This is a genomic window from Cedecea sp. FDAARGOS_727 (assembly GCF_012273235.1).
Classification (GTDB): domain Bacteria; phylum Pseudomonadota; class Gammaproteobacteria; order Enterobacterales; family Enterobacteriaceae; genus Cedecea; species Cedecea davisae.
In genome coordinates, this window is sequence record NZ_CP050966.1 from 348,435 (window position 1) to 363,591 (window position 15,157).

Annotated in this window: 15 protein-coding genes; 11 read left to right on the plus strand and 4 right to left on the minus strand. The window is 57.4% G+C overall.

Features of this window, described 5'->3' with window-relative positions:
- Window positions 1-107: 107 nt before the first annotated feature.
- On the plus strand, window positions 108-1,760 hold the full coding sequence (hcp, locus tag FOC35_RS01665; RefSeq protein ID WP_172567954.1) for a hydroxylamine reductase: 1,653 nt from the start codon (window positions 108-110) through the stop codon (window positions 1,758-1,760).
- A 9-nt stretch (window positions 1,761-1,769) separates the two neighbouring features.
- Window positions 1,770-2,738: an NADH oxidoreductase gene (hcr, locus tag FOC35_RS01670; protein WP_172567955.1), complete on the plus strand. Its 969-nt coding sequence runs from the start codon at window positions 1,770-1,772 to the stop codon at window positions 2,736-2,738.
- Between the two features lie 37 nt (window positions 2,739-2,775).
- Here hcr and FOC35_RS01675 read toward each other — a convergent pair whose 3' ends face one another.
- Window positions 2,776-3,210, minus strand: a complete 435-nt coding sequence (locus FOC35_RS01675) for a DoxX family protein (protein WP_016535585.1) — start codon at window positions 3,208-3,210, stop codon at window positions 2,776-2,778.
- Between the two features lie 150 nt (window positions 3,211-3,360).
- Here FOC35_RS01675 and poxB point away from each other — a divergent pair, with 150 nt between their 5' ends.
- The 4 genes from poxB (at window position 3,361) to FOC35_RS01695 (ending at window position 8,719) form a co-directional block, all read left to right on the plus strand.
- On the plus strand, window positions 3,361-5,082 hold the full coding sequence (gene poxB, locus FOC35_RS01680; RefSeq protein WP_172567956.1) for a ubiquinone-dependent pyruvate dehydrogenase: 1,722 nt from the start codon (window positions 3,361-3,363) through the stop codon (window positions 5,080-5,082).
- Window positions 5,083-5,149: 67 nt separating this feature from the next.
- Window positions 5,150-6,151, plus strand: coding sequence for a low-specificity L-threonine aldolase (gene ltaE / locus FOC35_RS01685; RefSeq protein ID WP_172567957.1), 1,002 nt, complete (start codon window positions 5,150-5,152; stop codon window positions 6,149-6,151).
- Between the two features lie 16 nt (window positions 6,152-6,167).
- Entirely contained in the window at window positions 6,168-7,613 is a 1,446-nt protein-coding gene (locus tag FOC35_RS01690) for an SDR family oxidoreductase (protein WP_172567958.1), read from the plus strand.
- Window positions 7,614-7,708: 95 nt separating this feature from the next.
- Entirely contained in the window at window positions 7,709-8,719 is a 1,011-nt protein-coding gene (locus FOC35_RS01695; RefSeq protein WP_039899162.1) for an NAD(P)-dependent oxidoreductase, read from the plus strand.
- Here FOC35_RS01695 and FOC35_RS01700 read toward each other — a convergent pair.
- Window positions 8,716-9,546: an N-acetylmuramoyl-L-alanine amidase gene (locus FOC35_RS01700; RefSeq protein ID WP_172567959.1), complete on the minus strand. Its 831-nt coding sequence runs from the start codon at window positions 9,544-9,546 to the stop codon at window positions 8,716-8,718. The two genes, FOC35_RS01695 and FOC35_RS01700, sit on opposite strands and share 4 nt — an antisense overlap.
- Window positions 9,543-9,866 (minus strand): heavy metal-binding domain-containing protein, encoded by a 324-nt coding sequence (locus FOC35_RS01705; protein WP_016535579.1) that lies wholly within the window; start codon window positions 9,864-9,866, stop codon window positions 9,543-9,545. The genes FOC35_RS01700 and FOC35_RS01705 overlap by 4 nt, the downstream gene beginning before the upstream one ends.
- A gap of 109 nt (window positions 9,867-9,975) precedes the next feature.
- Between FOC35_RS01705 and FOC35_RS01710 the strand changes: the two genes are divergently transcribed.
- The 5 genes from FOC35_RS01710 (at window position 9,976) to artM (ending at window position 13,601) form a co-directional block, all read left to right on the plus strand.
- Window positions 9,976-10,500, plus strand: a complete 525-nt coding sequence (locus FOC35_RS01710) for a lipoprotein (protein WP_016535578.1) — start codon at window positions 9,976-9,978, stop codon at window positions 10,498-10,500.
- Window positions 10,501-10,727: 227 nt separating this feature from the next.
- Window positions 10,728-11,456 (plus strand): arginine ABC transporter ATP-binding protein ArtP, encoded by a 729-nt coding sequence (gene artP / locus FOC35_RS01715; protein WP_016535577.1) that lies wholly within the window; start codon window positions 10,728-10,730, stop codon window positions 11,454-11,456.
- Between the two features lie 20 nt (window positions 11,457-11,476).
- Window positions 11,477-12,208 carry an arginine ABC transporter substrate-binding protein gene (gene artJ, locus FOC35_RS01720; protein WP_172567960.1) on the plus strand — a complete coding sequence of 244 codons (732 nt, stop codon included), beginning with the start codon at window positions 11,477-11,479 and terminating at the stop codon, window positions 12,206-12,208.
- 8 nt (window positions 12,209-12,216) lie between these two features.
- Complete coding sequence (artQ, locus tag FOC35_RS01725; RefSeq protein WP_039898033.1) at window positions 12,217-12,933, plus strand: arginine ABC transporter permease ArtQ; 717 nt, start codon at window positions 12,217-12,219, stop codon at window positions 12,931-12,933.
- Complete coding sequence (gene artM / locus FOC35_RS01730; RefSeq protein ID WP_016535574.1) at window positions 12,933-13,601, plus strand: arginine ABC transporter permease ArtM; 669 nt, start codon at window positions 12,933-12,935, stop codon at window positions 13,599-13,601. Before artQ ends, artM begins: the two co-directional genes overlap by 1 nt.
- A gap of 45 nt (window positions 13,602-13,646) precedes the next feature.
- Here artM and FOC35_RS01735 read toward each other — a convergent pair whose 3' ends face one another.
- The gene (locus tag FOC35_RS01735; protein WP_016535573.1) at window positions 13,647-15,143 is read right to left on the minus strand and encodes a GntP family permease; all 1,497 of its coding nucleotides are present in this window, start codon (window positions 15,141-15,143) and stop codon (window positions 13,647-13,649) included.
- Window positions 15,144-15,157: the final 14 nt, after the last annotated feature.

Consider the following 15,157-nt stretch of genomic DNA (forward strand, 5'->3'; position numbering starts at 1 on the left):
TGAGCTACATCAAGCTCCTTTTAAGTTGCGCCAAAAAGTCCTTTTCAGCTTATAAAGCTCGCTCTAACCTTAAACATGTATTCTAAATATAACTTTAAGGTGTGATTATGTTTTGTGTGCAATGCGAACAAACTATCCGTACCCCAGCGGGCGACGGCTGCGCTTACGCTCAGGGCGTCTGCGGCAAAACGGCTCAGACTTCAGATCTGCAGGATCTGCTGATCGCCACTTTGCAGGGGCTTTCCGCCTGGGCGGTTGCCGCTCGTGAACGCGGAATTATCGATCATGATATTGATAACTTCGCCCCTCGCGCCTTCTTCTCCACGCTGACCAACGTTAACTTCGACTCCGCTCGCATCGTCGGCTACGCGCGCGACGCCATCGCCATGCGCGAAACCCTCAAAAGCCGCACCTTAGCCGTTGACCCGGCGGCAACCGTTGCCAACCCAATGGCCGACCTTCAGTTGGTCAGCAGCGATCTCGGCGACCTGCAACGCCAGGCGGCTGAATTCACCCCAAACCGCGACAAAGCCGCCATCGGGGAAGATATTCTGGGCCTGCGTCTGCTGTGCCTGTACGGCATGAAAGGTGCCGCCGCCTACATGGAGCACGCGCACGTCCTCGGCCAGTACGACAACGAAATCTATGCCGAATACCACAAAATTATGGCCTGGCTCGGTACCTGGCCTGCGGATATGGGTGCTCTGCTGGAGTGCTCGATGGAAATCGGCCAGATGAACTTCAAAGTGATGAGCATCCTGGATCGCGGCGAAACCGACAAATACGGCCACCCAACGCCGACTCAGGTCAACGTGCGCCCGGTGGCAGGCAAGTGTATTCTGATTTCCGGCCACGACCTCAAAGACCTCTACAACCTGCTGGAGCAAACGGAAGGCACCGGCGTCAACGTCTATACCCACGGTGAAATGTTGCCCGCGCACGGCTACCCAGAACTGCGTAAATTTAAACATCTGGTCGGCAACTACGGCAGCGGCTGGCAGAATCAGCAAAGCGAATTCGCCCGCTTCCCTGGCCCAATCGTGATGACCTCCAACTGCATCATCGACCCAACCGTCGGCGCTTATGACGACCGTATCTGGACCCGCAGCATCGTCGGCTGGCCGGGCGTCAGCCACCTCGAAGGAGATAACTTCGGCCCGGTGATTGCCCAGGCTCAGCAGATGGCTGGCTTCCCGTATAGCGAAATCGAACATCTGATAACCGTCGGCTTTGGCCGTCAGACCCTGCTGGGCGCGGCCGACACGCTCATCGACCTGGTGAGCCGCGAAAAACTGCGCCACATTTTCCTGGTGGGCGGCTGCGACGGCGCGCGCGGGGAACGTAACTATTTCACCGACTTCGCCACCAGCGTGCCGCAGGACTGCCTGATCCTCACCCTCGCCTGCGGCAAGTACCGCTTTAACAAGCTGGACTTCGGCAACATTGAAGGCCTGCCGCGCCTGGTCGATGCAGGCCAGTGCAACGACGCCTACTCGGCAATCATTCTGGCTGTGACTCTCGCAGAGAAACTGGGCTGCGGCGTCAACGACCTGCCGCTCAGCCTGGTACTTTCCTGGTTCGAGCAAAAAGCGATCGTTATTCTGCTGACCCTGCTGTCTCTCGGCGTGACCAATATTGTGACCGGTCCAACCGCGCCGGGCTTCCTCACGCCAAACCTGCTGGCGGTGCTTAACGAGAAATTTGGCCTGCGCGCCATCACCACCGTTGAGCAAGATATCCAACAGTTAATGAGCGCCTGAGGAACTGCTATGACCATGCCAACGCCGCTTTGTCCTTACCGCATGCAGGTACACCATATTCACCAGGAGACGCAGGACGTCTGGACGTTGTCGCTGATTAATCACGACTTTTATCCTTACAAAGCCGGACAGTACGCCCTGGTAAGCGTTCGCAACGGCAGCGAAACGTTGAGGGCTTACACGCTCTCTTCCACGCCGGGCCTGAGTGAATTCATCACCCTGACGGTGCGCCGCATCGACGGCGGCGCGGGTTCACAGTGGCTGACCGGAGAAGTAAAAGTCGGTGACTATCTGTGGCTTTCCGAAGCGCAGGGGGAATTTAGCTGCGAAAATATCGCCGCCGATAGCTATCTCCTGATGGCGGCGGGCTGCGGCGTAACCCCGATTATGGCAATGCGACGCTGGCTGGCGAAACATCGCCCGCAGGCGGATGTACAGGTGATTTACAATGTACGCTCGCCTCAGGACGTAATTTTTGCCGACGAATGGCGTAACTATCCGGTCACGCTGGTAGCCGAGACCAACGCCGCTCACGGATTTATCTCCGGGAGATTGAGCCGCGAGCTTCTGGCTGCCGTGCCGGATATTGCCGCACGCACAGTCATGACCTGCGGCCCGGCGCCTTATATGGAGCTGGTTGAACGCGAGGTGAAGCAGCTTGGCGTTACGGCGTTTTACCAGGAGAAATTCTTCACGCCGGCCTCCGCTCCGGCACAAGGCGGCCTGAAATTTATGACACTCCAGCCAATGCGTGAATTTTACGCGCCGGTGGGCAGCACGCTGCTGACTGCGCTGGAAAGCAACAGCGTACCGGTGAATGCCGCCTGCCGCGCTGGCGTCTGCGGCTGCTGTAAAACGAAGGTTATTTCCGGCGACTATAGCGTCACCAGCACCATGACCTTAACCGAAGAAGAGATTGCCGACGGCTACGTGCTGGCCTGCTCCTGCCAGCCGCAGGGCGATTTGGTTCTGGCCTAAAATAACTGAGGCGCTCAAAGGAGCGCCTCTTTTTCCCCTACCGCCAGGCTGACTTCCCGGCCAGCGAGTAGCGCCCCGCCCCGCAGAAGGCAATCGCCAGCGCCCCGAGGAAGAAGTACATCAGGCTTTCAATGCCCCAGGCTCCGGTTTTATCCAGCATAAAGGTTTCACCCACGCCCACCAACAGCCAGGCAACAATCATCGTACAGGCCAGACCGAGCGCAGACAGCCGCGTCAGGATCCCCAGGATGATAAACAGCGGCGCAAGAACTTCTCCCAGCAGCACGCCATAAGCAACAAATTCCGGCACGCCGTGCGAGGCCAACATGCCTTTAATCCCGCCCACGCCGCCAAATAGCTTGTGCAGGCCGTGGAAAAGCATCAGCCCACCTACCGCCAGGCGCAGCAATAATTTTCCCAGATCGTCTTTATTTAGCGCGCCATTCACTGCATTTAACAATTTAGTAACCATATGAATTGCCACCCTTTTAAAATGATAACGAGAATAATTTACACTTAATATTCGGTAACAAATAGCCCCAGTTTCTGGCAGGGTTTTACCGGCCCTTACCGGGATTTGAACTAAGCTTGTAAGCGCTATCACCCTGGACAAGGAAAACCGATGAAACTAACCGTAGCGGCCTGGCTGGCCAAAACTCTTGAGAGCGCGGGCGTCAAACGTATTTGGGGCGTCACCGGGGACTCGCTTAACGGGCTCAGCGACAGCCTTAACCGTATGGGCACGATAAAATGGATGCCAACGCGGCATGAAGAAGTCGCCGCCTTTGCCGCCGGGGCCGAAGCGCACCTTACCGGCGAACTGGCGGTCTGCGCTGGCTCCTGCGGGCCGGGCAACCTGCACCTGATTAACGGGCTTTATGACTGCCACCGCAACCGCGTGCCGGTGCTGGCTATTGCGGCACATATTCCCTCCAGCGAAATCGGCAGCGGCTATTTCCAGGAAACCCACCCCGAAGAGCTGTTCCGCGAATGCAGCCACTACTGCGAGCTGGTCTCCTCCCCGGAGCAAATTCCGCAGGTGCTGGCGATTGCCATGCGTAAAGCCGTGCTCAACCGCGGCGTCTCCGTGGTCGTGCTGCCGGGGGATGTGGCGCTCAAGCTCGCCCCGGAAACCGCTACCACAAACTGGTATCCGGCTCCGCAGCCGGTTGTCGTCCCGCATCACGATGAGTTGAAAAAACTGGCTCAGCTGCTGCGCTACAACAGCAATATCGCCCTGATGTGCGGTAGCGGCTGCGCCGGGGCGCACGAAGAGCTGTTACAGCTGGCCGCCACGCTAAAAGCTCCCATTGTTCACGCCCTGCGCGGCAAGGAGCACGTTGAGTACGACAACCCTTACGATGTCGGCATGACCGGGCTAATCGGTTTCTCTTCCGGCTTCCACACCATGATGAACGCCGACACGCTAGTCCTGCTCGGCACCCAGTTCCCTTACCGGGCGTTCTACCCAACGGATGCCAAAATCATCCAGATCGATATCAATCCCGGCAGCATCGGGGCGCACAGTAAGGTGGATATGGCGCTGGTGGGCGATATCAAAGCCACGCTTGGCACTCTATTGCCGCTGCTGGAAGAAAAAACCGACCGCGGCTTCCTCGACAAAGCGCTGGAGGATTACCGCAAGGCTCGCGAAGGGCTGGACGAGCTGGCTAAACCGAGCGAAGGCAAGCAGATTCACCCTCAATATCTGGCACAGCAAATCAGCCATTATGCGGCGGACGACGCCATTTTCACCTGCGACGTAGGCACGCCTACCGTCTGGGCGGCACGCTACCTGAAGATGAACGGCAAGCGCCGCCTGCTCGGCTCGTTCAACCACGGTTCAATGGCTAACGCTATGCCGCAGGCGCTGGGCGCTAAAGCCACCGCGCCGGACCGCCAGGTAGTGGCGATGTGCGGCGACGGCGGCTTCAGCATGCTGATGGGCGACTTCCTGTCCGTGGCGCAAATGAAGCTCCCGATCAAAATCGTGGTGTTTAACAATAGCGTGCTCGGCTTTGTCGCAATGGAGATGAAAGCCGGAGGCTACCTTACCGACGGCACCGAACTACAGGACACCAACTTTGCCCGCATCGCCGAAGCCTGCGGTATTACCGGCATTCGCGTTGAAAAACCGGAAGATCTGAATTCGGCGCTCGAACAGGCTTTCAGTACCGACGGCCCGGTATTGGTTGACGTTGTGGTGGCGAAAGAAGAGCTGGCCATTCCCCCGCAAATCAAACTTGAACAGGCCAAAGGGTTCAGCCTGTACATGCTGCGCGCCATCATCAGCGGGAGGGGCGACGAAGTTATCGAACTGGCGAAAACCAACTGGTTCCGGTAAAACAGAAGGTTGCCATCAGCGCCCGGCAAAGAAGCTCCGGGCGCTTCCTCCCGAATAAGGACCCGCCATGATCGATTTACGCAGCGATACCGTTACCCGTCCTTCCCGCGAAATGCTGGAACAAATGATTGCCGCCCCGACCGGGGATGATGTTTACGGCGATGACCCAACCGTTAACGAACTTCAGGAATACGCGGCCAAAATCAGCGGTAAAGAAGCGGCGTTGTTCTTACCGACCGGTACCCAGGCAAATCTGGTGGCGTTACTGAGTCACTGCGAACGCGGCGAAGAGTACATCGTTGGTCAGGCCGCGCATAACTACCTTTACGAAGCGGGCGGCGCGGCGGTTCTCGGCAGCATTCAGCCTCAGCCTATCGAAGCAGATCGCGACGGCACTCTGCCGCTTGATAAAGTCGCGGCGAAGATCAAACCGGACGATATTCACTTCGCCCGTACCAAATTGCTCAGCCTCGAAAACACCCATAACGGCAAAGTTCTGCCGCGTGAATATCTCCAGCAGGCCTGGGAGTTCACCCGCAAGCACAACCTGGCGCTGCACGTTGACGGCGCACGTATCTTTAACGCCGTCGTTTCTTACGGCTGCCAGCTGGAAGATATTACCCGCTACTGCGACAGCTTCACTATCTGCCTGTCAAAAGGCCTCGGCACGCCGGTAGGCTCCCTGCTGGTCGGCAGCAAAGCGTACATCAAGCGTGCCGTGCGCTGGCGCAAGATGACCGGCGGCGGTATGCGTCAGGCTGGCATTCTGGCGGCTGCCGGGCTGTATGCTCTGAAAAACAATGTTGAACGTCTGAAGGAAGATCACGATAACGCCCACTGGCTGGCGGGTGAGCTGCGTGAAATCGGCGTAGACGTCATGCGCCAGGACACCAATATGGTGTTTGTTCGCATGACGGCAGAAGAAGCCGAAGATCTTGGCCCTTATATGCGCGAGCGCGGCGTCATCATTAGCGCTGGCCCTGCCACTCGCCTGGTGACGCATCTGGACGTTAGCCGCAGCCAACTGGCCGAAGTTGTCGCCCACTGGCGCGCCTTCCTCCAGAATTAACCGGGAGTCAGGGACGATGGCTGAACCTCAAAGGATTTTGGTACTTGGCGCCAGCGGCTATATTGGCCAACATCTGGTGCCTATGCTGGCAGCGGGCGGGCATCACGTTACCGCCGCTGCCCGCCGCATTGACTGGCTGAAGAAACAGCCGTGGCCCGGCGTAGAATGCCGCCACATTGATTTACGCTGGCCGCACCGGCTGGGCGCGCTGCTGGAAGGCGTGGATACGCTTTATTACCTGATCCACAGCATGGGAGACGGCGGCGATTTTGTAGAGTTCGAACGCCAGGCGGCGCTCAACCTGCGGGATGCGCTAACCGAACATCCGGTTAAACAAATTATTTTCCTCAGCTCGCTACAGGCGAAGAGCGGAGATACGCATTCAAAACACCTGCTGGCACGGCAAATTACCGCTGATATTCTGCGTGATTCCGGCGTACCGGTAACCGAGCTGCGGGCGGGGATAATCGTCGGCGCTGGCTCAGCCGCGTTTGAAGTGATGCGCGACATGGTTTACAACCTGCCGGTGCTCACGCCGCCGCGCTGGGTGCGTTCCAGAACCTCGCCCATCGCGCTTGATAACTTGCTTTATTACCTGGTGGCGCTGCTGGACCACCCGGCAACCGAACATCGCTTATTCGAGGCGGCAGGCCCGGAAGTGCTCAGCTACCAGCGGCAGTTCGAGCGCTTTATGGCCGTCAGCGGCCGCCGTCGCCCGCTTATCCCGATTCCTCTGCCCACCAGCTGGATTTCGGTCTGGTTTCTGAACGTCATCACCTCCGTGCCGCCGGGTATTGCCAGGGCGCTGATTCAGGGCCTTGAGCACGACCTGCTGGCGGACGACCGCAGCCTGCGCGAGCTTATCCCCCAGCAGCTTATCGACTTTGACGATGCCGTGCGCCTGACGCTGGCTAACGAGCACAAGCTCGCCAACTCTCAGGACTGGGGCTACGACGCCCAGGCTTTTGCCCGCTGGCGGCCCGACTATGGTTTCTTCGCTAAACAGGCTGGCTGCACGCTGACCACCCACGCCAGCGCCCGTGAGTTATGGCAGGTTATTAATCAATTAGGCGGTAAAGAGGGGTATTTCTTTGGCAATGCGCTGTGGAAAACCCGCGCGCTTATGGATCTCGCCGTCGGCCATAAGCTGGCAAAAGGCCGCCCGGACAGACCTTTGCTTGAGGTGGGCGACAGCGTGGATAGCTGGAAAGTGATTATTGCCGAGCCTGAAAAAGAGCTTACGCTATTATTTGGTATGAAAGCGCCGGGGCTGGGCCGACTCTCCTTTACGCTGCAGGATGACGGCAACCAGCGCAAGCTAGACGTCAGGGCCTGGTGGCACCCGCACGGCTGCGCCGGTTTGCTCTACTGGCTGGTGATGATCCCCGCCCATTTGTTTATCTTTAAGGGCATGGCGCGGCGAATTGTTCATTTAGCGGAACAAAACTCGATCAAAAGGTAAGGTTAGCTCCGAATCTTTCAGTCTTCCCATTGCATGCGCCGCCGTTTCACGGAAAAATGCGCAGCGTTAATCTTAAATATAACGAGTTGGTCGACATGAAGGTACTGGTCACGGGCGCAACCAGCGGTTTAGGCCGAAACGCGGTCGAATACTTACGCGCCAGAGGCGTCAGCGTGCGGGCAACCGGGCGAAACGAAGCCATGGGCAAACTGCTGCAAAAAATGGGCGCCGAGTTTGTTCATGCCGATCTGACGGAGCTGGTCTCCTCGCAGGCAAAAGTGATGCTTGCGGATGTCGACACGCTCTGGCACTGCTCAAGCTTTACCTCACCGTGGGGCACGCAGCAGGCCTTTGACCTCGCCAACGTGCGCGCAACCCGCCGCCTGGGCGAATGGGCCGTGGCCTGGGGCGTACGCGACTTTATTCATATCTCGTCGCCGTCGCTCTACTTTGACTACCACCATCACCGCAACATCAAAGAAGATTTTCGCCCGGTACGCTTTGCTAACGAATTTGCCCGCAGCAAGGCCGCCAGCGAAGAGGTCATTCAGCTGCTGGCGCAGGCTAACCCCAACACGCGTTTTACCATTCTGCGCCCGCAAAGCCTGTTCGGCCCGCACGATAAAGTGTTCTTCCCGCGACTGGTGCAGATGATGCGCCATTACGGTAGCGTGCTGCTGCCGCGTGGCGGCGATGCGCTGGTAGATATGACTTACCTGGAAAACGCGGTACATGCGATGTGGCTGGCCACCCAGAAGGGCGACCTGCCTTCCGGGCGCGCATATAACATCACAAATATGGAAGCTCGCCCGCTGCGCACCATCGTCCAGAAGCTGATAGACGAGCTGGGCATCAAATGCCGCATTCGCTCGGTGCCTTACCCGATGCTGGATATTATCGCCCGCAGCCTTGAGCACTTCGGCAATAAGTCAGCCAAAGAGCCGGCGCTCACCCACTACGGCGTCTCCAAGCTGAACTTCGATTTAACCCTGGACACCACCCGCGCGGAAACGGAGCTGGGCTACCAGCCCATCATCACGTTGGATGAGGGGATCCGGCGCACCGCGCTGTGGCTAAAAGACCACGGCACGCTGCACCGCGGTTAAGCCTGCCCGTATTTCTCGAGCAGCGCCTCGGCAATCGCCTGGCTTTGTGCATCCGCCTCGCCGCTATAGTTGGCCGGGCGGAAGTGCATCTGGAAGGCAACAATCACCCGCTTTTGCTCCTCCTCGCTCATTCCCGGCGTCACCTGGTAACCATAACGAGACAGCAAATCCAGCAGGTTCGCTTTCTCCACCGGCTGATACGGGCTACGCCCGTTGAGATAAAAAGCTACACGAGCCGCATCCGGCCAGGCACCAATACCTTTTTCGGCCAGCTGCTGCCACGGAAATAGCGGGCCGGGGTCAACCTTACGCTGGGGAGCAATATCCCCGTGGGCCACCACGTTTTGCGGGGCAATGTTATAGCGGGCAATAATCTGCCGAGCCAGAGACTCCAGCACGGCAATTTGCGGCGGGTTAAAAGGATAAAATCGCTGAACCGCCCCTTCCCGGGTGTAGCCCTGATTCTCAAGTTCGATGCCAACCGACGTATCGTTGATGCGCGTTGCACCGCGCCAGAAGCTTATTCCCGCGTGCCAGGCCAGTTGTTCTTCAGGCACCAGTTGCCAAATAACGGGCTTGCCGCCGGACAGAGGTGGGTTAGCAGGAATGAGATAATGAGAGCTGACGTTGCGGTCGGTGAGCGTGGAGAGCGACCCCGGGAAATCGTCCGCCGTGTAGTGAATCACCAGTATTTTCACCCGCGGGTAAGCCGCCTGCGCCTGATGGCGGGTATCAACTTTATAGCTGCCGTGATCGACAATTCCTTGTTGGCCCGCACAACCTGCCAGCAGCAGCGCCAGGCCGAGCGCTAAAATCCTTGCTTTCATTTTTGCGTTTTCACCGCCGTTCCGCTGACGCAGACCATCAGCATGCTGCCGTCCTTGCCCACGGTTTCATAATCAATATCAATGCCAACAACTGCGTTAGCGCCCAGGCTTTCGGCCTGCTGCTGGATTTCACGAAACGCGATATCACGAGCCTTGCGCAGCTCTTTTTCGTACGCGCCGGAGCGGCCGCCCACGATGTCGCGCACCCCGGCAAAAAAATCGCGGAAAATGTTGGCCCCGAGAATCGCCTCCCCGGTCACCACGCCGCAGTATTCGGTAATGGTTTGGCCTTCCAGGCCCGGCGTCGTTGTAAACTGCATCACGTTCTCCTCTTCTTTGCCATCAATGTGTTAGACCGGCAATCGCCACGCGATTTTGAGCCAATACGCTATGCTAAGGTAGTCCTCCTGAGAAAATAAGGAAATAAAAATGCGCAGCTCAGCTTTGCTTCTTCTCCCCTGTGCCCTGGTGCTCTCGGCATGTACCACCGTCACTCCGGCCTTTAAAGACATCGGCACCCGCAGCGGCCCCTGCATAAACGGCGGGCCTGATGAGGTCGCTCAGCAGTTCTACGACTACCGTATCGCGCATAAAGGCGAAGGCCTGAGTTCGGTCGCCGCGCTGCGCCCTTACCTCAGCGACTCGCTGTTCCAGCAGTTACAAAAAGCCAGCACCTCGTCCACGGCGCAAAGCGCCTTCGCCCGCAGCGACATCTTCTCCAGCCAGTCTGAGGGACCGGACAAGGCCAGCGTCGCCTCGGCTTCAACGATCCCCAATACCGACGCCCGCAATATTCCGCTGCGCGTAGAGCTGACCCGCGGCAGCCAGACCTGGAAAGATGAAGTTCTGATGACTCGCGAAGGGCAGTGCTGGACGGTGGATGATGTGCGCTATCTCGGCGCGACAAGCCACGCGCCGACCGGCAGCCTGCGCCAGGCAATCGAAGGCCAATAACGGCAATTTTCGCTTACGGATGGCGGGTGGAAAAAACATAACCCCTGTAAATAATCTGGCATTATTTCAGAATGCCGACGTTTATACTTAGCTACCACCCGCCCCGCGATTTTGTGCTATTTTTAAACCATAAAAGCAGTTCTTTTTAAGTTTTAACGCACAAAGATTGCATAACTATTCTGTTAAAGGTAACCTTTGCGGCCTCAATCGCTATTCAACTGCATCGCATGAGTATTCAACTAAACGGCATTAATTGCTTCTACGGTGCCCACCAGGCGCTGTTCGACATCACACTAAATTGCCCGCAGGGCGAGACGCTGGTGTTGCTTGGCCCAAGCGGTGCAGGCAAAAGCTCTCTGCTGCGCGTACTCAACCTGCTGGAGATGCCGCGCTCCGGCAAGCTCAGCATTGCGGGCAATGAATTCGACTTCTCCAGAACGCCTGGCGACAAAGCCATTCGCGAACTGCGTCAGAATGTCGGCATGGTCTTCCAGCAGTACAATCTCTGGCCGCACCTCACCGTGCTGCAAAACCTGATCGAAGCTCCCTGCCGCGTTCTGGGCTTAAGCAAAGACAAGGCGCGTGAGCGTGCCGATAAGCTGCTTGAGCGCCTGCGCCTGAAGCCGTATATGGATCGCTACCCGCTGCACCTGTCCGGCGGGCAGCAGCAGCGCGTCGCCATCGCCCGTGCGCTGATGATGGAACCGCAGATCCTGCTGTTCGACGAGCCAACGGCCGCGCTGGACCCGGAAATTACCGCCCAGATTGTCAGCATTATTCGCGAGCTGGCGGAAACCAACATTACTCAGGTCATTGTGACCCACGAAGTGGAAGTGGCGCGTAAAACCGCCAGCCGCGTGGTGTATATGGAAAATGGCCATATCATCGAACAAGGTGATGCGAGTTGCTTTGCCAACCCGCAAACCGATGCGTTTAAATTCTATCTCTCACACTGATGTTGAACGGGAAAACGACAATGAAAAAAGTTCTTCTGGCCACGCTTTTAGCCACCCTGAGTCTTTCAGCTACTGCCGCACAGACTATTCGTTTTGCTACCGAAGCCTCTTACCCTCCGTTTGAGTCTATCGATGCCAACAACAAAATCGTCGGCTTTGACGTCGACCTGGCTAACGCTCTGTGCAAACAGATCGACGCCACCTGTACCTTCACCAACCAGGCCTTTGACAGCCTGATCCCAAGCCTGAAGTTCCGCCGCGTTGATGCGGTTATGGCCGGGATGGATATCACCCCTGAGCGTGAAAAACAGGTTCTGTTCACTAAGCCTTACTACGATAACTCGGCGCTGTTCGTTGGCCAGAAAGGCAAATTCGCCGACATTAGCGCGCTGAAAGGCAAAAAAGTGGGCATCCAGAACGGCACCACTCACCAGAAATACATCACCGATAAACACCCGGAAATCACCACCGTGCCTTACGACAGCTACCAGAACGCGAAGCTGGATCTGCAAAATGGTCGTATTGATGCGGTATTCGGCGACACCGCTGTAGTGACCGAGTGGCTGAAAGCCAGCCCTGAGCTGTCCGCCGTCGGCGACAAAGTGACCGATAAAGACTACTTCGGCACCGGCCTGGGCATCGCTCTGCGCCAGGGCAACACTGACCTGCAAGGCAAATTCAACGCCGCGCTGGATAAAGTGAAACAAGATGGCACCTACAAAGCCATCTACGACAAATGGTTCCAGAAGTAATCGACTCGATGAACGAATTGTTTCCATTAGCAAGCGCCGCCGGGATGACCGTCGGCCTTGCCGTTTGCGCCCTGATAGTCGGCCTGGTTCTGGCGATGCTGTTTGCCGTTTGGGAGTCCGCCAAATGGCGCCCGGTCGCATGGGCGGGTTCGGCGCTGGTGATGCTGTTCCGCGGCCTGCCGGAAATTCTGGTGGTGCTGTTTATCTATTTCGGCTCTTCCCAGCTGCTGCTCACCCTTTCGGACGGCTTTACCGTTAACCTTGGCTTTGCCTCGTTCCCGGTACAAATGCAGATTGAGAACTTCGACGTCAGCCCGTTCCTGTGCGGCGTGATTGCCCTCTCCCTGCTTTATTCGGCCTACGCTTCGCAAACGCTGCGCGGCGCGCTAAAAGCCGTGCCGGTGGGGCAATGGGAGTCCGGCCAGGCGCTTGGGCTGTCAAAAACGGCGATCTTCTTCCGCCTGGTGATGCCGCAGATGTGGCGCCACGCGCTGCCGGGGCTGGGTAACCAGTGGCTGGTGTTGTTAAAAGATACCGCGCTGGTTTCGCTTATCAGCGTTAACGACCTGATGCTGCAAACCAAAAGCATCGCCACCCGTACCCAGGAGCCGTTTACCTGGTACGTGATTGCCGCCGCTATCTACCTCGTTATCACCCTGCTGAGCCAGTACATCCTGAAAAGGATAGACCTGCGTGCGACGCGCTTTGAACGGAGACCAGGCTGATGCTCGAGTATTTACCGGAGCTGATGAAGGGTCTGCACACCAGCCTGACGCTGACCGCCGCCTCCATTGCGGTTGCCCTGCTGCTGTCGCTGCTGTTCACCATCGTTCTGACGCTGAAAACGCCGGGGCTGGTACACATCGTGCGGGTCTACATCACGCTATTTACCGGCACCCCGCTGCTGGTGCAGATCTTCCTGATTTACTACGGCCCGGGTCAGTTCCCGTCGCTCCAGCACTATCCGGTGCTGTGGCACCTGCTTTCCGAACCCTGGCTGTGCGCTTTAATTGCCCTGTCCCTTAACAGCGCCGCTTATACAACGCAGCTGTTTTACGGTGCCATTCGAGCCATTCCGGAAGGTCAGTGGCAGTCGTGCAGCGCATTGGGGATGAGCAAGAAGGACCAGCTGGCAATTTTGCTGCCTTACGCCTTTAAGCGCGCGCTCTCGTCTTATTCCAACGAAGTGGTGCTGGTATTCAAAAGTACCTCTCTGGCTTACACCATCACGCTGATGGAAGTGATGGGCTACGGCCAGCTGCTGTACGGGCGCACCTACGACGTGGCGGTATTTGGCGCTGCCGGTCTGGTATACCTGATTGTTAACGGACTTCTGACGCTGCTGATGCGCTTCGTTGAGCGCAGGGCGCTGGCGTTTGAACGCCGCAGCTAAGCAAAAAGGGAATCCCAAGGGTTCCCTTTTTAATCTCAACTCAGCTTAGAAAAACAGCGCATTAATCAGCAGCAGCGTAACAACTCCGGTCGCCCAGAGAACCGTCGAAGTAATGCTCCATACCTTAATTTGCTCCTGAACCTCCGTCACTCCAAGCGAGCGGTTAACGACCCAGAAGTAGGCGTCGTTAAAGTAGGAGAACATAAACGAGCCAACCGTACAGCCAAGCCCGGCGATAATCGGGTCAACGCCTAAGGTTCCAATCATGGGCGCAGTAATACTCGCGGCGGTAATCATCGCTACCGTGCCGGAACCCTGAATTAAACGCACCAGCGTAGAGATCGCCAGCGGCAGAAGGACGCCCGGCACGCCAATCTGGATGATGTATTCGGCAATCATATTCCCCGCGCCAGAATCACGCAGCACCATGCCAAGCGCTCCCCCGCCGCCAATCACCAGGAAAATGATCCCCGCCGAGCGAATCGCATTTTCCATATTCAGGGTCACTTCTTTGCGATCGTAGCGGCTACCGAGGCCAATAATCGCAATCAACAGACCGGCCCCCACCGCCGTGACCGGATGACCAACGGCGACAAACATCTGCGCTACAGAGTGCTGCCAGGAGTCGCCGCCGTTCGCGAGATAGCCAAATTCTTTCAGGAAGGTCGCCAGCAGGATCAGTACGATCGGCACTAACAGCGGGGCAAAAGAGATAGCTTTCCCCGGCAGATCCTCCTCCTGCTGGGTAGTTTCGGCTCCTGCCTGCGGGCGCTCACGGGTAAAGCCGCTGCCGTCTTCGGTTGGCATCAGGAAAATGGTTTTCCCCAGATGCCGGGTATATAAGAAGCCAGCGATAGCCACCGGAACGGCCACCACCATGCTCCACAGCATAAAGCTGCCGATAGGCATATTGAATTGCGATACCACGCCAAATGGCCCCACCGCGGGCGGGATCATGCTATGGCTAATCACCAGCCCGGCGGCTAACGTCGCTCCCAGTCCCACCACCGATTTCCCGGTTGAGCGCGAGATGGCCTTCACCAGCGGCACCAGGACGATAAATGCGGAATCACAAAATACCGCCATGGAAACAATCAGGCCGATCATCACGAGCGCCAGCTCTTCACGCCCCTTGCCCAACAGGTTGATGAAGGAAAGCGCCATGCGCTTTGATGCACCGCTCATCTGAAGCAACGAGCCCATCATCACGCCAAAGCCGATAACTATCCCGATGTTGCCCAGCGTCCCGCCGAAGCCTTTGGTGATGGAGGCAATCATCAATTCACTTTTCATGCCACCCAATGAACCGGTGATAACCGCCGCAATAATAAGCGCCGGAAAAGCCGGAATGCGCGTTTTGAGGATCATGAAAAGCAGTGCGGCGATGGCTACCAGCAGGCCGCCGATGACGCGGAAGCTGTTTAACTCCGCCTCGCCGGTGCCGCCAAGATTAAAAATCACTAAGCCGATACAAAGTACCAACAGCCCCTTCAGCCTGGGGCTTATTCCCGCCGATGCGGTTGTTACTGGATTATCAGACATACTCACCTCGCTTA